Source organism: Burkholderia sp. Ac-20344, assembly GCF_017104975.1.
Taxonomy (GTDB): domain Bacteria; phylum Pseudomonadota; class Gammaproteobacteria; order Burkholderiales; family Burkholderiaceae; genus Burkholderia.
Map to the genome: position 1 here is coordinate 1 of NZ_JAAGPP010000010.1, position 24,510 is coordinate 24,510.

General features: G+C 63.9%; 26 protein-coding genes and 2 tRNA genes. 20 read left to right on the forward strand and 8 right to left on the reverse strand.

Features of this window, described 5'->3' with window-relative positions:
- Positions 1 to 871, reverse strand: an 871-nt coding sequence (locus tag G3N64_RS05075) for an NAD(P)/FAD-dependent oxidoreductase (RefSeq protein WP_205782671.1), incomplete at its 3' end; no start/stop codon positions are given.
- Between the two features lie 178 nt (positions 872 to 1,049).
- Between G3N64_RS05075 and G3N64_RS05080 the strand changes: the two genes are divergently transcribed.
- Both G3N64_RS05080 and G3N64_RS05085 read left to right on the forward strand, forming a co-directional pair.
- Entirely contained in the window at positions 1,050 to 1,832 is a 783-nt protein-coding gene (locus G3N64_RS05080) for an SDR family oxidoreductase (protein WP_205782672.1), read from the forward strand.
- Positions 1,833 to 1,864: 32 nt separating this feature from the next.
- Entirely contained in the window at positions 1,865 to 2,296 is a 432-nt protein-coding gene (locus G3N64_RS05085; RefSeq protein ID WP_205782673.1) for a thioesterase family protein, read from the forward strand.
- Between the two features lie 105 nt (positions 2,297 to 2,401).
- Here the strand turns inward: G3N64_RS05085 and G3N64_RS05090 are convergent, their stop codons facing one another.
- Complete coding sequence (locus G3N64_RS05090) at positions 2,402 to 2,947, reverse strand: LuxR C-terminal-related transcriptional regulator (protein WP_205782674.1); 546 nt, start codon at positions 2,945 to 2,947, stop codon at positions 2,402 to 2,404.
- 223 nt (positions 2,948 to 3,170) lie between these two features.
- On the opposite strand from G3N64_RS05090, the gene G3N64_RS05095 reads away from it, so the two are divergent.
- The 14 genes from G3N64_RS05095 to G3N64_RS05160 all read left to right on the forward strand — a co-directional run bounded on the left by G3N64_RS05095 (position 3,171) and on the right by G3N64_RS05160 (position 16,642).
- Positions 3,171 to 3,875, forward strand: a complete 705-nt coding sequence (locus G3N64_RS05095; protein ID WP_043182547.1) for a CoA transferase subunit A — start codon at positions 3,171 to 3,173, stop codon at positions 3,873 to 3,875.
- A gap of 1 nt (position 3,876) precedes the next feature.
- Positions 3,877 to 4,518, forward strand: coding sequence for a CoA transferase subunit B (locus G3N64_RS05100; RefSeq protein ID WP_021162427.1), 642 nt, complete (start codon positions 3,877 to 3,879; stop codon positions 4,516 to 4,518).
- Positions 4,519 to 4,719: 201 nt separating this feature from the next.
- The gene (locus G3N64_RS05105; protein ID WP_205782675.1) at positions 4,720 to 5,616 is read left to right on the forward strand and encodes an alpha/beta hydrolase; all 897 of its coding nucleotides are present in this window, start codon (positions 4,720 to 4,722) and stop codon (positions 5,614 to 5,616) included.
- Positions 5,617 to 5,694: 78 nt separating this feature from the next.
- Complete coding sequence (locus tag G3N64_RS05110) at positions 5,695 to 6,048, forward strand: RidA family protein (RefSeq protein ID WP_011351776.1); 354 nt, start codon at positions 5,695 to 5,697, stop codon at positions 6,046 to 6,048.
- 44 nt (positions 6,049 to 6,092) lie between these two features.
- Positions 6,093 to 8,327 carry a bifunctional (p)ppGpp synthetase/guanosine-3',5'-bis(diphosphate) 3'-pyrophosphohydrolase gene (locus G3N64_RS05115; RefSeq protein ID WP_205782676.1) on the forward strand — a complete coding sequence of 745 codons (2,235 nt, stop codon included), beginning with the start codon at positions 6,093 to 6,095 and terminating at the stop codon, positions 8,325 to 8,327.
- Between the two features lie 87 nt (positions 8,328 to 8,414).
- Positions 8,415 to 8,491 (forward strand) — tRNA-Val (locus G3N64_RS05120).
- 271 nt (positions 8,492 to 8,762) lie between these two features.
- Positions 8,763 to 10,670 (forward strand): threonine--tRNA ligase, encoded by a 1,908-nt coding sequence (thrS, locus tag G3N64_RS05125; RefSeq protein ID WP_205782677.1) that lies wholly within the window; start codon positions 8,763 to 8,765, stop codon positions 10,668 to 10,670.
- 49 nt (positions 10,671 to 10,719) lie between these two features.
- Entirely contained in the window at positions 10,720 to 11,244 is a 525-nt protein-coding gene (infC, locus tag G3N64_RS05130; RefSeq protein ID WP_071734130.1) for a translation initiation factor IF-3, read from the forward strand.
- Positions 11,245 to 11,433: 189 nt separating this feature from the next.
- A complete protein-coding gene (rpmI, locus tag G3N64_RS05135) occupies positions 11,434 to 11,631 on the forward strand; it encodes a 50S ribosomal protein L35 (RefSeq protein WP_004191477.1) in 198 nt (65 codons plus the stop codon).
- Positions 11,632 to 11,661: 30 nt separating this feature from the next.
- Entirely contained in the window at positions 11,662 to 12,021 is a 360-nt protein-coding gene (rplT, locus tag G3N64_RS05140; protein ID WP_004192938.1) for a 50S ribosomal protein L20, read from the forward strand.
- Positions 12,022 to 12,169: 148 nt separating this feature from the next.
- Complete coding sequence (pheS, locus tag G3N64_RS05145; RefSeq protein WP_021162419.1) at positions 12,170 to 13,183, forward strand: phenylalanine--tRNA ligase subunit alpha; 1,014 nt, start codon at positions 12,170 to 12,172, stop codon at positions 13,181 to 13,183.
- 95 nt (positions 13,184 to 13,278) lie between these two features.
- Positions 13,279 to 15,708: a phenylalanine--tRNA ligase subunit beta gene (gene pheT, locus G3N64_RS05150; protein ID WP_205782678.1), complete on the forward strand. Its 2,430-nt coding sequence runs from the start codon at positions 13,279 to 13,281 to the stop codon at positions 15,706 to 15,708.
- 72 nt (positions 15,709 to 15,780) lie between these two features.
- On the forward strand, positions 15,781 to 16,167 hold the full coding sequence (locus tag G3N64_RS05155) for an integration host factor subunit alpha (protein WP_046545481.1): 387 nt from the start codon (positions 15,781 to 15,783) through the stop codon (positions 16,165 to 16,167).
- Positions 16,168 to 16,228: 61 nt separating this feature from the next.
- On the forward strand, positions 16,229 to 16,642 hold the full coding sequence (locus G3N64_RS05160; protein ID WP_205782679.1) for a MerR family transcriptional regulator: 414 nt from the start codon (positions 16,229 to 16,231) through the stop codon (positions 16,640 to 16,642).
- Positions 16,643 to 16,723: 81 nt separating this feature from the next.
- Here G3N64_RS05160 and G3N64_RS05165 read toward each other — a convergent pair whose 3' ends face one another.
- The 3 genes from G3N64_RS05165 to G3N64_RS05170 all read right to left on the reverse strand — a co-directional run bounded on the left by G3N64_RS05165 (position 16,724) and on the right by G3N64_RS05170 (position 20,151).
- The gene (locus tag G3N64_RS05165; RefSeq protein WP_205782680.1) at positions 16,724 to 18,934 is read right to left on the reverse strand and encodes a hypothetical protein; all 2,211 of its coding nucleotides are present in this window, start codon (positions 18,932 to 18,934) and stop codon (positions 16,724 to 16,726) included.
- A gap of 345 nt (positions 18,935 to 19,279) precedes the next feature.
- A complete protein-coding gene (locus tag G3N64_RS39600) occupies positions 19,280 to 19,399 on the reverse strand; it encodes a tyrosine-protein phosphatase (RefSeq protein WP_241020784.1) in 120 nt (39 codons plus the stop codon).
- On the reverse strand, positions 19,354 to 20,151 hold the full coding sequence (locus G3N64_RS05170; protein ID WP_241020782.1) for a tyrosine-protein phosphatase: 798 nt from the start codon (positions 20,149 to 20,151) through the stop codon (positions 19,354 to 19,356). Before G3N64_RS05170 ends, G3N64_RS39600 begins: the two co-directional genes overlap by 46 nt.
- A 307-nt stretch (positions 20,152 to 20,458) precedes the next feature.
- Here G3N64_RS05170 and G3N64_RS05175 point away from each other — a divergent pair, with 307 nt between their 5' ends.
- Positions 20,459 to 21,172, forward strand: coding sequence for a methyltransferase domain-containing protein (locus G3N64_RS05175; RefSeq protein ID WP_205782681.1), 714 nt, complete (start codon positions 20,459 to 20,461; stop codon positions 21,170 to 21,172).
- A gap of 158 nt (positions 21,173 to 21,330) precedes the next feature.
- Positions 21,331 to 21,407, forward strand: a tRNA-Pro gene (locus tag G3N64_RS05180).
- Between the two features lie 15 nt (positions 21,408 to 21,422).
- Here G3N64_RS05180 and G3N64_RS40150 read toward each other — a convergent pair.
- Entirely contained in the window at positions 21,423 to 21,551 is a 129-nt protein-coding gene (locus tag G3N64_RS40150) for a hypothetical protein (RefSeq protein ID WP_277399091.1), read from the reverse strand.
- Here G3N64_RS40150 and bamC point away from each other — a divergent pair.
- Positions 21,550 to 22,764 carry an outer membrane protein assembly factor BamC gene (gene bamC / locus G3N64_RS05185; protein ID WP_205782682.1) on the forward strand — a complete coding sequence of 405 codons (1,215 nt, stop codon included), beginning with the start codon at positions 21,550 to 21,552 and terminating at the stop codon, positions 22,762 to 22,764. The genes G3N64_RS40150 and bamC overlap by 2 nt on opposite strands.
- A gap of 534 nt (positions 22,765 to 23,298) precedes the next feature.
- Positions 23,299 to 23,589, forward strand: a complete 291-nt coding sequence (locus G3N64_RS05190; protein ID WP_174912666.1) for a putative quinol monooxygenase — start codon at positions 23,299 to 23,301, stop codon at positions 23,587 to 23,589.
- Positions 23,590 to 23,629: 40 nt separating this feature from the next.
- On the opposite strand, the gene G3N64_RS05195 is transcribed toward G3N64_RS05190, so the two are convergent.
- Positions 23,630 to 23,887: a hypothetical protein gene (locus tag G3N64_RS05195; RefSeq protein ID WP_021162409.1), complete on the reverse strand. Its 258-nt coding sequence runs from the start codon at positions 23,885 to 23,887 to the stop codon at positions 23,630 to 23,632.
- Between the two features lie 136 nt (positions 23,888 to 24,023).
- Positions 24,024 to 24,296 carry a hypothetical protein gene (locus tag G3N64_RS05200; RefSeq protein WP_205782683.1) on the reverse strand — a complete coding sequence of 91 codons (273 nt, stop codon included), beginning with the start codon at positions 24,294 to 24,296 and terminating at the stop codon, positions 24,024 to 24,026.
- Positions 24,297 to 24,510 lie beyond the last annotated feature (214 nt).

A 24,510-nucleotide genomic window follows, 5' to 3' on the forward strand; every position in this document is an offset into this window, starting at 1 on the left:
AGCGCTGGAATTCCTCGAACGGCGACAGGTACGGGTTCGTGTAGCCCAAGCCCACCACGAAGCCGACCACCACCTGGTTGTTGTCCATGTGATACAGGAACGAGCCGCCGTAGGTGTCCGACTTCAGCGGCCAGCCGGCCGTGTGGATCACGAGGCCCGGCTTGTGCTTGGCCGGATCGATCTCCCACAGCTCCTTGAGGCCGATCCCGTAGGCCTGCGGATCCGCGTTCGCGTCGAGCTTGAACTTCGAGATCAGCTGGCGGCCGAGGTGGCCGCGGCAGCCTTCGGCGAACAGCGTGTACTTCGCGTGCAGCTCCATGCCGAGCTGGAAGTTCTCGGTCGGCTCGCCATCCTTGCCCACGCCCATGTTGCCGGTCGCGACGCCTTTTACCGAGCCGTCGTCGTTGTAGAGGATCTCCGCAGCCGGGAAGCCCGGGAAGATTTCCACACCGAGCGCCTCGGCCTGTGCCCCCAGCCAGCGCGTGACGTTGCCCAGCGAGATCACATAGTTGCCGTGGTTCTGGAAGTTGGCGGGCAGCACCCAGTTCGGCGTGGTGACCGCGCTCTTCTCGGACAGGAACAGGAAGCGGTCTTCCGTCACCTCGACGTCGAGCGGCGCGCCGCGTTCCTTCCAGTCGGGGAACAGTTCGTTGATCGCACGCGGGTCCATCACCGCGCCCGACAGGATGTGCGCGCCGATCTCGGAACCCTTCTCGAGCACGCACACGCCGATTTCGGTGCCTTTCTCGGCGGCCAGCTGCTTGAGCCGGATCGCCGCCGACAGCCCGGCGGGGCCGCCGCCGACGATCACGACGTCGTATTCCATCGATTCGCGCGGGCCGTATTGCTCGATGAGGCTTGCGGGGGTCATTGGCGTTCCTCTAACCGTTAGAATGCTTTTATTCGGGAGCGTATTGTCTGCGAAACGAAACGCTTGCCGCAACAGCATGCGGCTAGATTAGCACGATCGTTCTATTTTCGTGCTAGGGTAATGCCGTTCGGGCCATGCTGCCCGTGGCGGCGAAACGACATCGAAAGGGGAAGTGCAAATGGGTCGATCGATCAATCTGGAAGGCAAGGTTGCGCTGGTCACGGGTGCGTCGAGCGGCCTCGGGCAGCGCTTTGCGCAGGTGCTGTCGCAGGCCGGTGCGAAGGTCGTGCTCGCGAGCCGTCGTGTCGAGCGCCTGAAGGAACTGCGTGCCGAGATCGAGGCCGCGGGCGGTGCCGCGCACGTCGTGTCGCTCGACGTCACCGACGTCCAGAGCATCAAGGCGGCGGTCGCGCACGCGGAGACGGAAGCCGGTACGATCGACATCCTCGTGAACAATTCGGGCGTCTCGACGATGCAGAAGCTCGTCGACGTGACGCCGGCGGATTTCGAGTTCGTGTTCGATACCAACACGCGCGGCGCGTTTTTCGTCGCGCAGGAAGTCGCGAAGCGGATGATCATGCGCGCGAACGGAAGCGGCAACGGCAAGCCGCCGTGCCGGATCATCAACATCGCGTCGGTGGCCGGGCTGCGCGTGTTTCCGCAGATCGGGCTGTACGCGATGAGCAAGGCCGCGGTCGTGCAGATGACGCGCGCGATGGCGCTCGAGTGGGGGCGCCACGGGATCAACGTCAACGCGATCTGTCCGGGCTATATCGATACCGAAATCAATCATTACCTGTGGGAAACCGAGCAGGGCCAGAAGCTGCAGTCGATGCTGCCGCGCCGGCGCGTCGGCAAGCCGCAGGATCTCGACGGGCTGTTGTTGCTGCTCGCGGCCGACGAGTCGCAGTTCATCAATGGCTCGGTTATCTCCGCCGACGATGGCTTTGGCCTCGCCTGAGCGGATGACATTCAGCAACAAAGAAGACTGCAATGAGCGATTATTCCCCCGTTTTTGAGATGTCGATGCCGATCCGCTGGGGCGACATGGACGCGTTCGGCCATGTGAACAACACGGTCTATTTCCGCTACATGGAGCAGGCGCGGATCTCGTGGTTCGAGGCGCTCGGCATCGCCGGCGGCAACGGCGAGGGGCAGGGGCCCGTCATCGTCACGGCGTCGATGGAGTTTCTCAAGCAGCTGCACTATCCGGGCGACGTGATCGCGAGGATGTCGGCGGCGAAACCCGGCCGCAGCAGCTTCGACACGGGTTTCGAGCTGACGCGCGCCGACGATCCGCAGCATGTCTATGCGCGCGGCAATGCGCGCTGCGTGTGGGTCGACTACGCGCTCGGCAAGTCGGTGCCGCTGCCCCAGTTGCTGCGCGACACGATCGAGCGCGCGCTCGCGACGAAAGTCGGCTGAGCGTCGAGACGGCGAGGCCGGCGCCAGGTCGCCGGCGGTACGCCGTGCCCGTTGTTTCCCGAATCGGCCGCCATGCGCGGCCGATTGTCATCCGGGAGCCGCCATTCACTGCCCGAGCAGGCGCTGCAGCAGCTCCGGCGTATTGTTGGTCCCGTACTTGCGCATCAGGCGTGCGCGGTAGATGTCGACCGTGCGCGAGCTGATGTCGAGCACGCGCCCGATCTGCTTGCTGGTCTTGCCGGTCGCGAGCTGCGCGGCGATCTCGCGCTCGCGCGGGGTCAGCTCCACGGCGACCCGGCGCGTCGCGCTCAAATCCTCGAAAGTCCAGACGCCCGCCGAGAGCGGCGCGGTACGGTCGAGCGCGCGGCCGGTAACATGACACCAGAACAGCTCGCCGTCCGCGCGCTTCATGATTCTGTCATCCGAGTAGATGCCGTTCGCGGCCATGACGCGCGCGATACGTTCGCCGATTCGCTGGAATTCGTCCGTCGACGGGTACAGCACCTCGTACGATTTCCCGATCAGGTCGGCCCGCACGCAGCGGAAGATCGACGCGAGCGCGTCGTTGCAGTCCTCGATCACGCGGTCGCGCGACAGGACGAGGCCGAGCGGCGCGAGGTGGAAGGCGGTCTGGTAGTCGAGAGCGGGCATGGCGCAGGCAAGCGGAGGCAAACGCTTATGTATTTTTGCGTATTGTGCCGCATCCGCGCTGCATCGTACCCTTTCAGGCATCTCGTGGCGGTTCGCCGCGGTATAAAAACAGCGCGCCTCGACGCAGGCATCGCCGTGCATGCATAGAATGATGCGGCGGGCTTGCGGGCCAAGTGGGCGCGTGAACCGGTTTCGCTGGTTTCCATAGAGGAAGGGACAACAGATGAACAAAGTCTATCCAAGCGCGGCTGCCGCGCTGGAAGGGATCGTCCGTGACGGACAGACCTTCGCGGTGGGCGGCTTCGGCCTGTGCGGGATTCCGGAGGCACTGATCGCGGCGTTGCGCGATTCGGCCGTCAAGGGCATCACCTGCATCAGCAACAACGCGGGCGTCGACGGCTTCGGTCTCGGCCTGTTGCTGGAAACGCGCCAGATCAAGAAGATGATCTCGTCGTACGTCGGCGAGAACAAGGAGTTCGAGCGCCAGTACCTGGCCGGTGAACTCGAGCTCGAATTCACGCCGCAAGGCACGCTGGCCGAAAAGCTGCGTGCGGGCGGCGCGGGCATTCCGGCGTTCTTCACGAACACGGGCTACGGCACCGTGATCGCGGAAGGCAAGGAAACCCGCCAGTTCGGCGATCGCCACTACGTGCTCGAGCCGTCGCTGACGGCCGATGTCGCGCTCGTGAAGGCCTGGAAGGCCGACAAGTCGGGCAACCTGATTTTTCGCCGCACTGCGCGCAACTTCAACCCGATGTGCGCGATGGCCGGCAAGATCACCGTCGCGGAAGTCGAGGAAATCGTCGAGAACGGCGAACTCGACCCGGACCACATCCACACGCCGGGGATTTTCGTGCAGCGCATCGTGCTGAACGCGACGCCCGAAAAACGCATCGAACAACGCGTCGTACGCGCGAAAGGAGACTGACATGGCCTGGAATCGTGACCAGATGGCCGCGCGCGCGGCGAAGGAACTGCAGGACGGCTTCTACGTGAACCTCGGCATCGGCCTGCCGACGCTCGTCGCGAACCACGTGCCGGAAGGCGTCGAGGTGTGGCTGCAGTCGGAGAACGGCCTGCTCGGCATCGGCCCGTCGCCGACCGAAGACGAAGTCGACGCCGATCTCATCAACGCCGGCAAGCAGACCGTCACGACGCTGCCGGGCTCGTCGATCTTCTCGTCGGCCGATTCGTTCGCGATGATCCGCGGCGGCCACATTAACCTCGCGATCCTCGGCGCGATGCAGGTCAGCAAGCAGGGCGACCTCGCGAACTGGATGATCCCCGGCAAGATGATCAAGGGGATGGGCGGCGCAATGGATCTGGTCGCCGGCGTGAAGCGCGTCGTCGTGCTGATGGAGCATGTCGCGAAGGGCGACCAGCACAAGATCCTCGAGGAATGCAACCTGCCGTTGACGGGGGTCGGCGTGGTCGACCTGATCATCACCGATCTCGGCGTGATCGAAGTGACGCCGTCCGGCCTGAAGGTCCTTGAACTCGCGGATGGCGTGAGCGCCGACGAGATCCAGGCGAAGACGGGCGCGCCGCTCGACGTCAGCGCGGTCGCATAAGGTTCCGCGCGTCGGCGCGGATTCGACGCCCCGCACGCCGGACGACGGCATGCGGGGCGTTTGTCATTGTGTCCTCCGTCAGGCCGATTGTCGGGTGCCCGACGAGCGGACCCGTGCGGCTGAAGCGGTTTACAATCGTTTGCATCGGGCGTCGCAAGCGTTGCCCCGCGCGTCGCCCCCCCGTTCGACAGGATGCCAACGATGCCAACGACCCCAGCGAATTCCCAGGTTCCTCGCCAGCGGCGCGTGCAGTGTGCGAGCGCTGCCGGCCTTCACTACGTCGCCTATACCGAGTGGGGCGATCCTGCCAACCCGCGCGTGCTGGTCTGCGTGCATGGCCTGACCCGCTCCGGGCGCGATTTCGACCGGCTTGCCGCTGCGCTGTCCGATACGTATCGCGTCGTCTGCCCCGATGTCGTCGGGCGCGGCCAATCGGACTGGCTGGCCGATCCGCGGCTCTATGCGATTCCGCAGTACGTGGCCGACATGGTGACGCTGATCGCGCGACTCGACGTCGAATCGGTCGACTGGTTCGGCACGTCGATGGGCGGGCTGATCGGCATGGCGTTCGCGGGGCTGCCCGGTTCGCCGCTGCGCCGGATGATCGTCAACGACGTCGGTCCGCGCATCGAACCCGATTCGCTGACGCGCATCGGCGAATATCTCGGCGTGCAGCCGCGCTTTGCGACCCGGCAGGAAGGCATCGATTATCTGACGTCGCTGTCGCTGCCGTTCGGTGCGCTGACCGCCGACGAGTGGCGCGAGATCAACGGGCCGCTGCTGCGCGAGCTGCCCGAAGGTGGCTGGGCGATCCGCTACGATCCACGCATCGCCGAACCGTTCAAGGCGACGACGCCCGAGCTGGCTGCCCTCGGCGAAGCGGCGCTGTGGCACGCGATCGAGACGACGAACGCCTCGCTGCTCGTCGTGCGCGGCGAGACGTCCGACCTGCTGTCGCGCGAGACGGTGGCCGACATGGTGCGCCGCGGCCGGCAGGTGACGCACGCCGAGATTCCCGGGGCGGGCCATGCGCCGGCGTTCATCGACGCCGGCCAGATTGCGCTCGCGCGGCGGTTTTTCGTCGAAGGCGGCGCATAAACGCGTCATAATATGCGGTTCGGCGGCACGCCGGCCGTGCCGCCGTCCGATTTCACCCACTCACGACCGGAACATTCCATGGCAGTCATTCGTCACCACGTCGGGGCCCGTCTCTCCGAAACCGCGATCCACAACGGTACCGTGTATCTGGCCGGCCAGATCGCCGAAGACACCACGCAGGACATCAAGGGCCAGACGCGCGAAGTGCTCGGCCACATCGACCGCCTGCTTGCCGAAGCGAACAGCGACAAGGCGCATCTGCTGTCGGTGCAGATCTACATCTCGGATCTGGCGAACTTCGAAGGCATGAATGCGGAGTGGGATGCATGGGTCGCGCACGGCAACACGCCGCCGCGTGCCACCGTCGAAGCGAAGCTCGCGGATCCCGCGCTGCTCGTCGAAATCGTGGTCGTCGCCGCGCAGCGGAGCTGAACTGAACGTAATCCGACGATGACCGTATTCCGCCAGGCCGAGCAATGACCGAGTCCGTTTCCGTTTCCCCCGTCGCGGCGCCGTCGTTCGACGACGTGCTCGCGTTCGTGCGCGAGCGGGCCGGCGACGTGCGCCTGTCGTCGGGCGAACTGCTCGCCGATCACTCGGCGGGCACGGCGTCGATCATGCGCACGCTGAACGTCGATCCGTCCGCGATGCAGGCGGCCGCGCTGTTCGTGCTGACGCCGCACCTGAGCGACCCCGAGCGCGAACTCACCGAGCGTTTCGGCGACGAAGTGGCGCGGCTCGTGTCCGACGTGCGCAAGCTGTTGCGGCTCGGTACCGTCAGCCTGCGTGCTGCGCAGAATGCGGTGCCCGACGCGGGGCGCGACGCGGCGGAAGAGCGGCGTACGCAGATCGAGGCGCTGCGCAAGATGCTGCTTGCGTTCGCGCAAGACATCCGCGTGGTGCTGATCCGGCTCGCGTCGCGCCTGCAGTCGCTGCGCTACTACGCGGCCGCGAAGATCGACCCGCCGCCCGACGTCGCGCGCGAGACGCTCGAGATCTATGCGCCGCTCGCGAACCGTCTCGGCATCTGGCAACTGAAGTGGGAACTCGAGGATCTCGCGTTCCGCTTCGAGGATCCCGTCACCTACAAGCGGATCGCGAAGTTGCTCGACGAGAAGCGCATCGAGCGCGAAGCGTACGTCACGCAGGCGATCGATCGGTTGCAGCAGGAGCTGGCGGACGCGAACATCCAGGCCGACGTGAGCGGCCGGCCGAAGCATATCTACAGCATCTGGCGCAAGATGCGCGGCAAGGAGCTCGATTTCTCCGAGTTGTACGACGTGCGCGCGTTTCGCGTGATCGTGCCGGACATCAAGGATTGCTACGCGGTGCTCGGCATCGTGCATCACCTGTGGCAGCCGGTGCCGAAGGAATTCGACGACTACATCTCGCGGCCGAAGCCGAACGGCTACAAGTCGCTGCACACGGTCGTGATCGGCGACGACGGCCGTGCGTTCGAGGTGCAGATCCGCACCCAGGAGATGCACCGTTTCGCCGAGTACGGCGTCGCCGCGCACTGGCGCTACAAGGAGGCTGGCGCGCGCGGTTACGGCGGCCAGTTCTCGGCGAGCGACAAGTACGACGAGAAGATTGCATGGCTGCGCCAGCTGCTCGCGTGGAAGGACGACGTCGAGGACGGCGCGGAAAAGTCTGGCGACAAGGCGTGGGCGCAATTGCGCGAGACGTCGCTCGACGACGACCACATCTACGTGCTGACGCCGCAGGCGCGCGTGATCGCGTTGCCGCAGGGCGCGACGCCGGTCGATTTCGCGTACCACCTGCACAGCGAGCTTGGCCATCGCTGCCGCGGCGCGCGCGTCGACGGCGCGATGGTGCCGCTCAACACGCCGCTCGCAAACGGCCAGACGGTCGAGATCGTCGCGGTGAAGGAGGGCGGGCCGTCGCGCGACTGGCTGAACCCGCAGCTCGGCTATATGAAGAGCCCGCGCGCGCGTCAGAAGGTGCGTGCATGGTTCAACTCGATCGAGCAGGAAGAAAACGTCTCGCATGGCCGCGCGCTCGTCGAAAAGACACTGCAACGCGAGGGCAAGACGTCGGTCAACCTGGACAACCTCGCCGCGAAGCTCGGCTTCAAGTCGCCCGAGGAGCTGTTCTCGGTCGTCGGCAAGGAAGAGTTCAGTCTGCGCAATGTCGAGCACGCGCTGTCCGATGCACCGCCGCCCGAACCGGCGCCCGAAGCGCCGGCCGATTTCGAGAAGCGCGGCAGCGGCGCGAGCGTGGCGCACGGCGCGTCGACCGGCGTGCTGGTCGTGGGCGTCGATGCGCTGCTGACCCAGCTCGCGCGCTGCTGCCGTCCGGCGCCGCCCGATCCGATCAGTGGTTTCGTCACGCGCGGCAAGGGGATGTCGATCCACCGCACCGATTGCCCGACGTTCCGCCGGATGGTCGAGCGTGCGCCGGAACGCGTGCTGCAGACGACCTGGTCGGCCGACGTGCTCGGCGGGCGCGGCGTGTCCGTCTATCCGGTCGACCTGATGATCGAGGCGAGCGACCGGCAAGGGTTGCTGCGCGACATCTCCGAAGTGTTCGCGCGCGAGAAGATGAACGTCGTGGGCGTGAAGACGCAGAGCCGCCGCAACGCGGCATTCATGCAGTTCACGGTCGAGGTGTCGAACTCGGCGCAGGTGCAGCGCGCGTGCACGTTGCTCGGGGAGGTGCAGGGCGTCATGCGGGCCGGGCGGAAGGCATGATGTGGGGTTCGAACCCCGTTATTTTGCTGCGACCGCATAAAAAGACTTGCCAAGCGGGTAACGGCTCCATATAATCTTAGCTTCACTAGGCTCGTAGCTCAGCTGGTTAGAGCACCACCTTGACATGGTGGGGGTCGTTGGTTCGAGTCCAATCGAGCCTACCAACGAATTGAGAATGCCCGGTCTCCGGGTGTTCGATGCAGTAAATAACTCAACGCGAACAAGGCGAATACGGTTATGACACCGCGAACGTTGACCGAAACCTTTTCGGAGCGACGCTAGTCGAGGAACCCTTTCGCCCTTTCAGTCTGAGTGAAGTATCGAATGCGGCCCCTCGAAAGCGGGGCCGCATTTTTTTTGTCGCGAAATTTTCCCGCGTGATTTTTATATCGCGTACCTGGTCTGCCGCCCACTGTCGGCATCACGGAGATTCCTATGGTTTCGATACGCTTGCCTGACGGCTCAGTTCGACAATACGAGCATCCGGTGACAGTTGCCGAGGTTGCAGCCTCGATCGGTCCCGGCCTTGCGAAGGCTGCGCTTGGTGGCAAGCTCGATGGCGAGCTCGTTGATACCTCGGCCGTGATCGACCGCGACGCGTCGCTCGCGATCGTGACCGACAAGGATGCCGACGGCCTCGACATCATCCGTCACTCGACCGCGCACTTGCTCGCGTATGCGGTGAAGGATCTGTATCCGGATGCACAGGTGACGATCGGCCCGGTGATCGACAACGGCTTCTATTACGACTTCTCGTACAACCGTCCGTTTACGCCGGAAGATCTGGAAAAGATCGAAAAGCGCATGCAGGAGCTCGCGAAGAAGGACGAGCCTGTGACGCGCCGTGTCGTGTCGCGCGACGAGGCGGCCGGTTATTTCCGCAGCATCGGCGAGAAGTACAAGGCCGAGATCATCGAATCGATTCCGCAAAGCGACGAAATCAAGCTGTACTCGCATGGCGGCTTCACCGATCTGTGCCGCGGCCCGCACGTGCCGTCCACCGGCAAGATGAAAGTCTTCAAGCTGATGAAGGTCGCGGGTGCCTACTGGCGCGGCGATTCGAAGAACGAGCAGCTGCAGCGCATCTACGGTACGGCCTGGACGAAGAAGGAAGACCAGGATCAGTACCTGCACATGCTCGAGGAGGCGGAAAAGCGCGACCACCGCAAGCTCGGCAAGCAGCTCGACCTGTTCCACATGCAGGAAGAGTCGCCGGGCATGGTGTTCTGGCATCCGAAGGGCTGGGCGCTGTGGCAGCAGGTCGAGCAGTACATGCGCCGCCGCGTGAACGAAGCCGGTTACCTCGAGATCAAGACGCCGATGATCATGGACCGCTCGCTGTGGGAGGCGTCGGGCCACTGGCAGAACTACCGCGAGAACATGTTCACGACGGAGTCGGAGAAGCGCGACTACGCGATCAAGCCGATGAACTGCCCGGGCCACGTCCAGGTGTTCAAGCACGGCCTGCGTTCGTACCGAGACCTACCGCTGCGTTACGCGGAATTCGGTTCGTGCCACCGCAACGAGGCATCGGGCGCGCTGCACGGCCTGATGCGCGTGCGTGGCTTCGTGCAGGACGATGCGCATATTTTCTGTACGGAAGACCAGTTCATCTCGGAATCGATTGCGTTCAACACGCTGGCGATGAGCGTGTACAAGGACTTCGGTTTCGATCACATCGACATCAAGTTGTCGCTGCGCCCGGAGCAGCGCGCGGGCACGGACGAGACGTGGGATCGCGCCGAGCAGGGCCTGCGCGACGCGCTGACGGCCTGCGGCCTCACGTGGGAAGAGCTGCCGGGTGAAGGTGCGTTCTACGGCCCGAAGATCGAGTACCACATCAAGGATGCGCTCGGCCGTTCGTGGCAATGCGGCACGCTGCAACTCGACATGGTGCTGCCGGAGCGCCTCGGCGCCGAGTATGTCGCGGATGACAGCAGCCGCCGTCGTCCGGTGATGTTGCACCGTGCGATCGTCGGTTCGATGGAGCGTTTCCTGGGCATTTTGATCGAGCACCACGCTGGTGCGATGCCGGCCTGGCTCGCGCCGTTCCAGGCAGTTGTGCTCAATATCGCCGAAAGTCAGGCCGAATATGCGCAATCTCTGGCCCAATCGTTGCAAAAACAAGGGGTTAGAGTGTCGGCCGATTTGCGCAATGAGAAGATTAGCTATAAAATACGCGAGCACACGCTGGAAAAGGTGCCTTATCTCCTCGTCGTGGGGGATAAGGAGCGTGATGCGCAAACGGTAGCCGTGCGTGCCCGTGGCGGCGTCGATCTTGGCGTGATGCCGGTCGAAGCCTTCGTTGAGCGTCTGCAGGAAGATCTGCGCTCGTTCAAGTAACCGCCCTGGCAGCGCGGCTCGTTTTTTTAATTTTTAGAGGAAACGTAACATCGCTACTGATAAGTCGTCGCATCGCATCAACGGTGAAATCACTGCGCCGGAAGTGCGTCTGGTCGGGATCGAGAACGAACCGCTCGGTATCGTAAAACTCGCTGATGCTTTCCGTAAATCGGAAGAACTGGATGTTGACCTGGTGGAAATCGCGCCGCAAGCGGTTCCCCCGGTTTGCCGTCTGATGGATTACGGCAAGTTCAAGTACCAGGAATCGAAGAAGCAGCACGAAGCGAAGCTGAAGCAGAAGGTCATCCAGGTCAAGGAAGTCAAGTTCCGCCCGGGTACCGATGACGGGGATTACAACGTCAAGCTCCGCAATCTCGTGCGCTTCCTCGAAGAGGGCGACAAGACGAAGATCACGTTGCGTTTCCGTGGCCGCGAAATGGCTCACCAGGAAATCGGTATGCGGATGCTTGAGCGTCTGCGCACGGATCTCGAGGAAGTCGGCCAGGTCGAGCAGATGCCGAAGATGGAAGGGCGCCAGATGATCATGGTGCTCTCGCCGAAGAAAAAGAAGTAACGGGCCCGCGCGCGTCGCGCGCAGGTTCGCAGTGGTTCGGCGCGTTGCCCGGTCAGGGCGGCGTGCCAACAATGACGGCGGCTGCGCAAGCGGTTCGCCGTACACAAGTGGACTGGGTTTCGAAGGGCGGGTCAAGGGCGCAAGCCAACCGCACACCCATCGCCATCTAATAAACTGGAGTTGTTCGTCATGCCTAAGATGAAGACCAAGAAGAGCGCTGCAAAGCGCTTCGTGGTGCGTCCGGGCGGTACCGTCAAGCGCGGTCAAGCCTTCAAGCGCCACATCCTGACCAAGAAAACCACGAAGAACAAGCGCCATCTGCGCGGTGCAACGGCAGTTCATGATTCCGATCTGAACTCCGTCCGCGCGATGCTCCCGTTCGCGTAACCCCTCAATCGATACTCCAAGGAGAGAAACATGCCTCGAGTCAAACGTGGGGTAACCGCACGGGCCCGCCACAAGAAGATCATCAACCTGGCCAAGGGTTATCGCGGCCGTCGCAATAACGTCTACCGCATCGCCAAGCAGGCGGTGATGCGCGCTGGTCAGTACGCGTACCGCGATCGCCGCAACAAGAAGCGTGTGTTCCGCGCACTGTGGATCACGCGTATCAACGCGGCAGTTCGCCAGCACGACATGACCTACAGCGTGTTCATCAACGGCCTGAAGAAGGCGTCGATCGAACTCGACCGTAAGGTGCTGGCCGACATGGCGGTGTTCGACAAGGCTGCTTTTGCTGCGATCGTCAAGCAGGTGAAAGCCGCCGTTGCAGCCTAATTGCGAAATTAGCACTGCGTGGTTAGTTGCAGCGATGTTCCGGTAGTCTCGGCCGCTGCAGCGAAAACGGGGCTCTTCCGAGCCCCTTTTTTGTTTGGTGTGCGATTTCGCTCGCCAAGACCGAATGACGTTGGAAATGATGGGATCTATGGATCTGGACCAGATTGTCGCCGACGCGCAGCAGTCCTTCGAACAGGCTGCCGACATCACCACGCTCGAAAACGAGAAAGCACGATTTCTCGGCAAGTCGGGTGCGCTGACCGAGTTGCTGAAGGGCCTCGGCAAGCTCGATCCCGAAGCACGCAAGACCGAAGGCGCACGCATCAACGTCGCGAAGCAGCAGGTTGAAGCTGCGCTGACCGCACGCCGTCAGGCACTGGCCGATGCGTTGCTGAACCAGCGCCTCGCCGCCGAATCGATCGACGTGACGTTGCCGGGCCGCGGCGCCGGTGCAGGCAGCCTGCACCCCGTGATGCGCACGTGGGAGCGTGTCGAACAGATTTTCGGCTCGATCGGTTTCGACGTGGCAGACGGCCCCGAGATCGAGACCGACTGGTACAACTTCACGTCGCTGAACAGCCCGGAGAACCATCCGGCGCGTTCGATGCAGGACACCTTCTACGTCGAAGGCAAGGATGCCGACGGCCGCCAGCTGCTGCTGCGCACCCACACGAGCCCGATGCAGGTGCGTTACGCGCGCATGAACCGTCCGCCGATCAAGGTGATCGCGCCGGGCCGCACGTATCGCGTCGACAGCGATGCGACCCACTCGCCGATGTTCAATCAGGTCGAGGGGCTGTGGATCGACGAAAACATCAGCTTTGCCGACCTCAAGGGCGTCTATACCGACTTCCTGAAAAAATTCTTCGAGCGCGACGACATCCTCGTGCGCTTCCGTCCGTCGTATTTCCCGTTCACGGAACCGTCGGCCGAGATCGACATGATGTTCGAGCAAGGCAAGAACGCCGGCAAGTGGCTCGAGATCTCCGGTTCGGGGCAGGTGCATCCGACCGTGATTCGCAACATGGGCCTCGATCCCGAGCGCTACATCGGCTTTGCGTTCGGCAGCGGCCTCGAGCGCCTGACGATGCTGCGCTACGGCGTCCAGGATCTCCGGCTGTTCTTCGAGAACGACCTGCGTTTCCTGCGCCAGTTCGCGTAACGCGCGCGCCGCGCCGACCTGTGCCCGCGCACGCCCCCACGGACGTTTCCGAGGGGCCCGGGCGTCGATCTAACCTGTTTCGAACGTAGACATCCATGCAATTCCCTGAATCCTGGTTGAGAACCTTTGTCGACCCGCAGCTGACGACCGACGAACTGTCGCACGCGCTGACGATGGCGGGGCTCGAAGTCGAATCGCTGAGCAAGGCTGCGCCGCCGACGTCGAAGATCGTCGTCGGCCGCGTGCTCGAAGTCGTCAAGCATCCGGATGCGGACAAGCTCAATGTCTGCCAGGTCGACGCCGGCACCGGCGCGACGCTGAACATCGTCTGCGGCGCACCGAACGTCGCGCCCGGCATCAAGGTACCGGTCGCGCTGGTGGGCGCGGAACTGCCGCCGGCGGAAGAGGGCGGCAAGCCGTTCGCGATCAAGCTGTCGAAGCTGCGCGGCGTGGAGAGCCAGGGGATGCTGTGCTCGGCACGCGAGCTGAAGCTGTCCGAGGATCACAGCGGCCTGCTGGTGCTGCCGGAAGATACGCCGGTCGGCCAGGATATCCGCGAGACGCTCAATCTCGACGACACGATCTTCGAAATCAAGCTGACGCCGAACAAGGCCGACTGCCTGTCCGTGTTCGGTATCGCACGCGAGACGGCCGCGATCACCGGCGCGCCGCTGACGCCGGTCGACATCCGCCCGGTGCGCGTCGAGCTCGACGAGACGCTGCCGGTGCGCATCGCCGCGCCCGATCTGTGCGGCCGTTTCTCGGGTCGCGTGATCCGCGGCGTGAACGCGCACGCGAAGACCCCGCAGTGGATGGTCGAGCGCCTCGAGCGTTCCGGCCAGCGCAGCGTGTCGGCGCTCGTCGACATCTCGAACTACGTGATGTTCGAGCTCGGCCGCCCGTCGCACGTGTTCGATCTCGACAAGATCCACGGCGGTATCGAGGTGCGCTGGGGCAAGCGCGGCGAATCGCTGAAGCTGCTCAATGGCAACACGGTCGAACTCGACGAAACGGTCGGCGTGATTTCGGACGACCGTCATGTCGAAAGCCTGGCCGGCATCATGGGTGGCGACAGCACGGCCGTCACGCTCGATACGACCAACATCTACCTGGAAGCCGCGTTCTGGTGGCCGGACAGCATCCGCGGTCGTGCGCGCAAGTACAACTTCTCGACCGATGCGGCTCATCGTTTCGAGCGCGGCGTGGATTACGCGACGACCGTCGAGCACGTCGAGCGCATTACGCAACTGATTCTCGAGATCTGCGGCGGCAAAGCCGGCCCGGTCGACGATCAGTCGGTGAACCTGCCGCAGCGCGCGCCGGTGAAGATGCGCGTGTCGCGCGCGAACCGCATCATCGGCGTGCAGATCGGCGCCGACGAGATCGCCAGCATCTTCACGCGCCTCGGCCTGCCGTTCGAGCGCGAAGACGACGCGTTCCTCGTCACGCCGCCGTCGCATCGCTTCGACATCGAGATCGAGGAAGACCTGATCGAGGAAGTGGCGCGCATCTACGGCTTCGAGAAGATCCCGGCGCGTCCGCCGGTCGCGACGAGCGAAATGCGCGCGACCAACGAGACGCGGCGCTCGATTCACGACATCCGTCACGCGCTCGCCGCGCGCGACTATGCGGAAACCGTCAACTTCAGCTTCGTCGATGCGGAGTGGGAGCAGGATTTCGCGGGCAACGATCATCCGATCCGCCTGCTGAACCCGATCGCGAGCCAGCTGTCGGTGATGCGCACGACGCTGTTCGGTAGCCTGATTTCCGTGCTGCGCCACAACCTGAACCGCCGTGCAGATCGCGTGCGCGTGTTCGAGGCTGGCCGCGTGTTCCTTACCGATGCGGCGGCGAAGGCCGGTGAGCTGACGGTCGAGGGCTACGTGCAGCCGAAGCGCGTCGGTGCGCTTGCCTATGGCCCGGCGCTCGACGAGCAGTGGGGCGTGGCGACCCGCGCGGTCGATTTCTTCGACTTGAAGGGCGATCTGGAGGCGCTGCTCGCGCCTGCGGCCGCGCGCTTCGTGAAGGCAGAGCATCCGGCCCTCCATCCGGGCCGCAGCGCGCGCATCGAAGTCGACGGCCGTGCGGTCGGCTGGATCGGCGAACTGCACCCGCGCCTGATGCAGAAGTACGAGCTGCCGCACGCGCCGGTGATGTTCGAGGTCGACGCGGACGCGCTGATTGCGCGTGCGTTGCCTGCGCCGACCGACGTTTCGAAATTCCCGCCGGTTCGTCGCGATATCGCCGTTGTCGTCGATCAGGCGGTCGAGGTTCAGGCACTTTTCGACGAAATGAAGAAGGCGCTTGCCGAAGAGGCCTGCCGATTCGTTCAGAAGGTTGTACTCTTCGACGAATTTCGTGCAAAATCAAATACTTCCGGTGGTCTTGCCGCGCACGAGAAGAGCCTTGCCTTCCGCGTGACGCTGCAGGACGCGGCTGGCACGCTACAGGACGAGGTCGTCGATCAGGCGATCCAGACGCTGGTCGAGCGGATGGCTCGCGCCGGTGCGCGCCTGCGCGGCTAAGGAGGAGGTCCGCCCGCTCGCGGGCGGCCTTTTCCGATCGTAAGTTTTGATTTAACGCGCTGTATGGCAGATATGAACGACATGACCTCGAGTGAATTCGAAGCCCTCCTGACGGCGCAACGCAGTGCCATGAACCGCGACGCTTCGGCGCCGGCGTCCACCGAGACGCCCACGCTGACGAAGGCGGAGCTGGCGGAGCTGCTGTTCGACAGCGTCGGGCTGAACAAGCGTGAAGCGAAGGACATGGTCGAGGCGTTTTTCGAGGTGATCCGCGACGCGCTCGAAAACGGCGAAAGCGTCAAGCTGTCGGGGTTCGGCAATTTCCAGCTGCGCGACAAGCCGCAGCGTCCGGGCCGCAATCCGAAGACGGGCGAGGCGATTCCGATCGCGGCCCGCCGGGTGGTAACCTTCCACGCGAGCCAGAAGCTGAAGGCGCTGGTCGAAAACGGCACGGAGTAAGTCCCGCGCGCCGACGTCCCTGCGCGGCCGCCGCGCACCCTTTACCGACGGTTAACCGACGATGACCACTACGGTTGAGAAAGTCGTCTTGCCTCCGATTCCCGCGAAGCGCTACTTCACGATCGGTGAAGTCAGCGAACTGTGCGGGGTCAAGCCGCATGTGCTGCGCTATTGGGAACAGGAATTTACTCAGCTGCGGCCGGTGAAGCGGCGTGGCAATCGTCGGTATTACCAGCACCACGAAGTGCTGCTGATCCGGCGGATTCGCGAGTTGCTGTACGAGCAGGGATTCACGATCAACGGCGCGCGCAACCGGCTCGATTCGCCGGGCGGCGAGCGGGCCGCGGCGGCACCCGTCGAGCCGGAGTCGCAGGCCGCCGATGCACGCGCACCGGGCAAGCCGGGCGCAACCGTCGACCCGACTGCGTTGCGGCAGGCGCTGCTCGACGTGATCGAAGGACTGAAGCACGACTGAGCGCGAAGCGCGAAAGATGAGATGAAAAGCCCGGTTGGCGACGTGCCACCGGGCTTTTTTCATGCGTGTCGTGCGCGGGCATCAACGCGATGCGAGCGGATTCCTTTGCCCCATGTCGACCACCAGCGTGCCGTCCGGCAGCATCCGCACCGAGCCTTGCGCGACCTGGCTGCGGTAGCCGTACAGGTCGAAACGCATCGGGCCGGCCTCGGCCGAATTCCGGATCAGCGCGCGCACGTTCAGTTCGAGCACGTTGAACATCTTCATGTCGCCGCCTTCCATCCACATGTAGCTCGGCGCATCGATCTGCGGCCGTTGCGGCGCGGGCGCGCCTGCCAGACGCCTGAACGTGAGGCGCAGCCCGTCACGCTCGACCGCTGCCTGTCCGAGCTTGCCGTTCAGCACGGGCGGCGGGAACACGGTGTACTGGTCGAGCACGAGCGTGTCGCCGCGCAGTTCCGCGCCGCGCCGTTGCAACGGCGTTAGCGAAGCGAGCTCGATGCCGAGCGAACGCAGCAGCTTCGCCTGCGGAATGCCGAGCACCGACACCTGGGACGGCTTGAACGCGAGGTGCCGGTCGTCGAGCACGGACAACGAGCCCTTCATGTCGGTCGGCAGCCAGACGCCCGGTACATGGTTCCACAGCTTGATGCCGCCCTGGACTCGCAGGTTCGTGCCGTCCGCGCTCAGCTGCAGGTCGTTGAGCGAGCGTGGCGAGTAGTCGAGCAGATAGTTGTTGAAGAGCGCGGACATGGCCTTCCACGACTCGACGACGGTGCCGCCGAGAATGCGGATGTCGTACTGGTTCGGATCGTCGAGATCGACGGGTTCGCCGGGCCGCTTCGAGACGAGTTCCACGTCGAGATCCTCGACATGAAAGCCGATATCCCCGGACAGGTTGAAGTCGACGTTGCGCAGGTGGATCGTCGGGTTGCGGTTCGACACGTGCCGCTCGTTGAACGGCGTAGTCGACGTGCGCCGCATGGCGACCTTCTGCATGCCGGGGTGAGCGGTGTTCGCCGCGAGTGCATAGGCCTCCCAGTGCTGGCGCACGTCGCGCAGCGCATTCTGCTGCGCGGCGAGGAAGCTGTCGTTCAGGCGCGCGGCCGCGTTGCCGAGCAGCGCGCCGCTGGCCGGGCCCGTGTACGACGGCATCCGGATCGCCATTGCACCGCTTTCGTCGAAATTGAAGTAGCCGGCCGAGACCTGGTCGCGATAGTGATACAGGTCGAACACGAAGGTCTGGTCGCGCTTCGTGGAATCGACCGGACCGATCAGGATGTCCGCGTTCATCGGCATCGAGCGCATGAACTTCACGTCGCCGCCGCGAATGACCATCGCTTGCTGCGGTGCGTTCGCAGGCATCGCGAAGCCGGCATGCGTACCGTCGTCGAGCTTCAGGTCGAGGCCGGCCGGCGTCACGCGCAGCGCGGTGATCGTGAGCTTCAGGCGCGGCGGCGGCATCAGCTTGTCGACCGACATCACGAGATCGTCGCCGGCGAGCTGCGCGATCGGCGTCTGGACTTTCAGCAGGTCGGCCATCTTCACGTTGGCCGCGCGCATCACCGGCTGCGCGTTGATGCCCGATACGCGCACACCCGTCGGATGGAACACGAGCTGGCTGCCGTCGCGGATCGCGAGCGTGCCGGTCAGCGAGAACGGCACCCAGCCGTCGCGCTGCATCTCGCCTTGCAGATGAATCACGCCGTCGCCGGCCGACACGACGAGCTTGCGCAGCGGCGCGTTGCGGTAGCCGAAGATGTAGGTGTTGAAGAGGGCGGTCAGCTTCGCATTGTCGAGCGTGACCGTGCCTTCATGCACGTCGATCGCAAAACTCGTCGGATCGTCGAATACGATCGGTGAGCCGGCCTGCGTCGGCACGAGCGTCGCCGACAACTGATGGATGAAGAAACCGAGGTTGTTGACGATACGGAAATCGACGTCGCGCAGGAACGTCATCGCGCCGTTCTGGCCCGAGTCACGCAGCGTGAACGGGCGCGGTTGCGTGAGGCTGATCGATGCAAGCGACGGCACGGTGCGTGCAACCTGCTGCTCGCGGGCGAGGCGTTCGGCTTTGGTGCGCTCGATCTTCGTCGAGGCGACCGACGTGTTGCCGTCGCGCTGCGCGGACGATTCCGCGCAACCGGCACACAACAGCGCGAGCGCCAGCACGCCGCAGCCGAATACGCGGGATGTCGTGGGCGAGAGGGGACGGGCCGCGCGTGGCGGGCCGGAAATCCAGTCGAAAATTGCCAAAGGCGAGCGATGGCCGCGCCGGACCGCATTCCGCATCGTCTGTCTCCATGTCTTGTCGTGATCGACGGCGGCGCGCACCACTGCACGGCGCGAGCGTCGATGCCGTGCAGTGTGTCATAGCGTGCTAGAGCGGCGTTACCAAACAACGGGCGCCGGGGCCGAGCGGGCCGGCGCGCTGCGGGACAACGGATTCGGGGTGGTTGGGCGACCGGATCAAACGGTCGTTTGCTTTGTGCAATCCATCAATGGCGGATGTTGCTGCACCTTGGCAAACCCGCCTCAGCCTTGACCGGTGCGGGTTTCGCCGGACGCGAGGTGCAGCGGCCCGTACGGTCGAAGCGCGGATGCGATCCGGCCCCGTCACAGCGGCCCGCGGGCCGATCAGACCAGCATGTGCTGCCGGATCGCGTTCTGCGTGGCCTGGTCGAGTCGCAGGCCGTTCGCGATATACGACCTCATCGAGGCGTACGACGTAGTGACCTGATCGAATGCTGCCTGCAGGTAGTCGGTGTGAGCGCCTTGCAGCGCGTCATCATGTCTGCCGCATTTTGCCCGCCGGCTTGTTGCGCCTGGGCGACGGAGGCGGCGATTTCCGACACGCTATAGACGTTGGTCAGCAGATAGTCCGCGAGTATCGTCTGCTCGGAGACGCCGAGGATCGTGTGCAGGATGGCGGTCGCCCCGCCCGTGAGGTCCTTGCCGGCCGTACAGTGGAACACCAGGTTTTTGCCGGAGGCAGCGAAGCCGGTGAAGAGCGCGTGATAGCTGGCATGTGCGGTGGCCGACGTGACGAACGCGCGGTACATGGTCAGCATGAATGCCGTCGCTGTGACGCCGGTGGTCGGGATCGGATCGATGCTGGCGGCCCCGAGCACGTCGAGGTTTTGCCAGGTGGCGCCGGCCAACGGCACATCCGGTTGCGTCCTGATCTCGGCAGGCGTGCCGCAGACTCGCCTGATGCCGAGCGTGCCGACGGTGGCGACGTCTGCGGCGGACAACGCGAGTGCGGATGACCGATAGATCACGCCTTTCTTCATCTTCGCGCCGCTCGTCGTCACGTAGCCGGTTCCGTCCGGCCCGGCCGTGTCACGAAAATTCGATGCCGAACTCAGGCGCAGTGTCGTGACCGGCGCGACCGCAATCGAGTCGCCTCCGCATGCCGACAGCAATGACACGCTCCCCAGCGCCACGCCTATCGTGCCGGCACCCAGCCGGAGAAAATGTCGACGGGAAGTTTCGTTTTTCCGATGCATGCAATGCCTTTTGTCGGAGACGGTTACAAGAGGTCGCGACTGCGGGGGTGACCGACACCGCCTTCTGTATCACGCGCGACGCGGCAAAGCCGGGCGGGCCGGATCGATCGGCATGCAGTCGGACGGTTCGCCCGTGCGCATCGATCTCGAGTAGCGAATTGCGGCGAACCGGCCATCGTCCTTTTCGATTAGGCCCCCCGGTGTCGGCCGCGAGTCGTCGACCGATAGGATCGGTGGCAGCGGCGAGGTAAGATCGGCGTCAGTGGCTGTATCGACCAAAGCACAGTAGCCATCACGGGGGAGCGTCATGGATCTCAAGGAAGTCGACGTATTGGGTGCGGGCGTGGGCGATCACTGGTACTACGCGTCGAAGGCGAGTGCGATCCGTCGGTTCCTGGGTGCGTCGGGCGCGAACCGGATACTCGATGTCGGTGCGGGCTCCGGCTTCTTCTCGAAGCACTTGCTGGAGCGTACGCAGGCGTCGGAGGCGTGGTGTGTCGATACGAGCTACGCCGACGATACCGACGGTGAGGCGGCCGGCAAACCCATCCACTTTCGGCGATCCGTTGAACGATTCGATGCCGATCTCGTGTTGCTGATGGACGTGCTCGAGCATGTCGACGACGACGTCGGCCTGCTGATGCAGTACGTGAAGGGCGCGCCGTCGGGCAGCCGGTTCCTGATCACGGTTCCCGCGTTCCAGTTCCTCTGGAGCGGCCACGACGATTTTCTCGAGCACAAGCGCCGATATACGCTCGGCAGTCTCGAGGACGTGGTGCGTCGCGCGGGGCTCGACGTCGAGCACGGCGCCTATTATTTCGGTCTTACGTTTCCGCTCGCGGCTGCATTGCGGCTGGGCGAGCGGGCGCGTCGGCATCCGCGCGAGCCCGCATCGCAATTGCGCCGTCACCATCCGTTCGTCAATGGCCTGCTCAAGACGATCTGTCGGATCGAGTTGCCGATGTTCCGCTTCAACCGCGTCGCCGGCCTGACGGTCATCTGTGTCGCGCGCAAGCGGTGAATGCGTTGTGAGGCCGTGTGGCCGGTGCTCAGGGCGCTATGCCATGCGCGTCGTTGCTTGCATCGATACCGTCGCGCCAAAAAATTTCACAAGAATATTCACAAAATGCATGCGACCCGTTCTAAATCGGAAGACTGTCTGTTATAATTTTTTTCTTTCGGGGCGTAGCGCAGCCTGGTAGCGTACCTGCATGGGGTGCAGGTGGTCGGAGGTTCAAATCCTCTCGCCCCGACCAGACAAAGAACCCGCGTCAGCACAGGCTGACGCGGGTTTTTTTCTTGCCGGTCGCTTTTTTGCACATCGCGGCGCGGCCCCGGTAAAATGCAAGGTTGATCCACGGAAAGCGCCGTGATTTAGCGGAAGAGGATTCCCCGAACATGACTGATCTTCGTCTTACCATGCGGTTCGCTGCAGTGCTCGCCACCGGCGCGCTCGTCGCCGGTTGCGGTACATCGTCGCCCACGAAAGTGGACTACAAGAGCGATTCGAAATCGAAGGAAGCGTCGCTCGCAGTGCCGCCCAACATGCTCGACGAGACGGCCGATCAGCGTTCGCTGCCGCCCCAGGGCGGCGCGACTTCCCTGTCCGCGCTTCAGCAGGTCCAGCAGGCGGCGCCTGCGCTGGACACCGTTGCTCCGGCTGTGGCCGGCATGCATATCCAGCGCGACGGCACCGAGAGCTGGCTCGTGATCGACGGCAAGCAGCCGGCCGATGTCTGGCCGCAGGTTCGCCGCTTCTGGCAGGAGCAGGGCTTCCTGCTCGTCGTCGACCAGCGCGACAAGGGCGTGATGGAAACCGACTGGAACGAAACCCATCCGCAGATCAACGACGGCCTGATCCGCAGCGTGATCTCGAAGGCGATGGGCAACTCGTACGTGACGGCCGAGCGCAACAAGTACCGCACGCGTCTCGATTCGGCGCCGAATGGCGGCACCTACGTGTTCATCAGCCAGAAGGGGATGCACGAAGCGATCACGGGTGCGAACAACGATTCGAGCAAGTGGGAACCGAAGCCGAACGATCCGGCGCTCGAGACCGAATACCTGAAGCGGTTGATGGCTGTGCTCGCACAGAACGCGCAGCGCGCGAAGAATGGCGAGCCGCCGATCGCGAACATCAAGGACAACACGGTACCGAAGGACAAGGACAAGAAGGCCGATACCGACGCATCGTCGAAGGCCGCTGCAGCGATTGCCGCGCAAAACGTCTCCCGCACGTCGGCACAAGGCAACGATGTGGCCGATGCTGCCGTCCCGTCGGAAGTTACGCTTGGCGAGCCGTACGACCGGTCGTGGCTGCACGTCGGTCTCGCGCTCGACCGTGCGAACTTCACGGTCGACGATCGCGATCGTACGAAGGGCCTGTATTTCGTGCGCTATGTCGATCCGAAGGATCTGAGTTCGGCCGAGCAGGGCTTCTGGAGCCAGCTGTTCCACGGCAAGAAGGAAAAGCAGGCGAAGCAGTACCGTGTCAACGTGAAGGCGCTCACGGCCGACCAGACGCGCGTGGCGGTCGTCGACGATTCGGGTGCGATCGATACGTCGTCGCCGGCTCACCAGATCATGGGGCTGCTCGTGAATCAGCTCCGCTGATTTCGACGTTCCTCCGCACCAATGCAAAGCCCGCCACATGGCGGGCTTTTTTCATGGCCGCTCGCCGGGGCGCACGTGTGCAGGACGTTCGGTCCCTCCTCGTGACGTTACGTAACATGCGCGCGTTACGGCGGCAGAACACATGCCGCATTGTCGCCAACCCAAAAACTTATCCTTATAAATCAACGGGGTGGCCGGTATTCGGAGGCTGGCACGCAATCTGCTTTATATGTTGGAATCGTTGAAACAGGGAGGATGGCGTCAGATGCCGGGGGTGCGCCGCGAGCGCCCGATCAACGGAATCGACATCTTCGAATGCCGGCGCGACTAGCGTCGGCGCAACTGATGATGATCCGCGCCAGCGTGCGGATCTCGATGGCCCCGTCGCCTATCCTCGTAGGGCGACGGTTTCGCCCGCGCTTCTCTGAAGCGCGGGCTATTTTTTTGGGCCGTCGTGCGATGCCGTGCCGGCACGGCCGATGCTCGGTGCATGATTCGCGTATTCTCGGACTTTTCCAGATGAAGGGGGCGAGAATGGCGGAAATTGCAGTCGTGGCGCTGATCGTGGCGAAGCCGGGCGCCGAGGAAAAGTTGCGCGCCCAGCTCGAAGGGATCGTCGAGCCGACCCGCAACGAAGCAGGTGCGTTGCAGTACGACCTGCATCGGGACCTGAAGGAGCCCGCGCGGTTCGTATTCGTCGAGCGTTGGGAAAGCGAGGAGGCGCTGGCGGCTCATGCGCGTTCCGCGCACATTCTCGCTTATCGCGAAGCGGCCGCGAACTGGATCGAGCGTTCCGAAATCCGCGTGCTGTCGAAGCTCGTCTGAGCCGGGTGGAGCGACCGGACGCGTCCGGTCGCGGGGTGCGTCAGTGCGACGTGTTGGGTACGTCGAGGATCAGGATGATGGTCCAGTCGGCGTCGCCGTCGTGATGATACTGTCGCTCGGCGACGATGAACGGTTGCTGCTTGCCTTGCGGGCCGAGGAAAAGCACGTCGCCCTCCATCGGCAGGCACTCGATCGGCGGCAGCGCGAGGAACGCGTCGGCCGAGCCGCGGGGCATCAGTTGCTTGATCTGGCGAGTGGCGGCCTCGGTCCACTCGATGTCGAGTTGAATGTTGCTCATGCTGTCCTCCGCACCGGGGTGCGCACGGGTGGAAAAATTCGGTGCGCGACTTTAGCACAGCGCACGGGCACCGCAACCAAAAAAGCCGAACCCGGTTGCCCGGATTCGGCTTTTCGCTTGTGCGGTGCCGCCGAACTTACTGGCTGGCAGCGTCGGCCTTGGCAGCTTTCTTGCCGGCCTTCTTCGCGGCAGCCTTGTGGTGAGCAGCCTTCTTGCCGTGGTGATGTTCTTCCACCGCCGGCTGAGCGGCTTCGGCCGCTTGCTGCTGCTGCAGCGCCTGTGCGCGCTGCTCGATCTCGGAGATCTTGGCCGGATCGGTGATCGTCTTGATTTCCGTGCTCTCTTGCGCATACGCTGCGCCAGTCAGCGCCGACATCGCTACCAGGATAGCCAGGGACGTCTTCTTCATTGCTTTACCTCCGCTAAGTGGTGATGAACCCGAGTGTTGCCGTTTTGTCTGGCGACTGCAATCGAGTGCGTGTCGAGTGTAACAAAAGTGACGGATCAATGTGCACCGGATCGTGGCGCGACGCAAGGCCCCGTTGAAGTCGCGCAACACTTCGCGCACATCGTCACGCGCCTGCCATCGTCGCCGCTGCAGCCATTTCCGGCCGGTTTCCCCG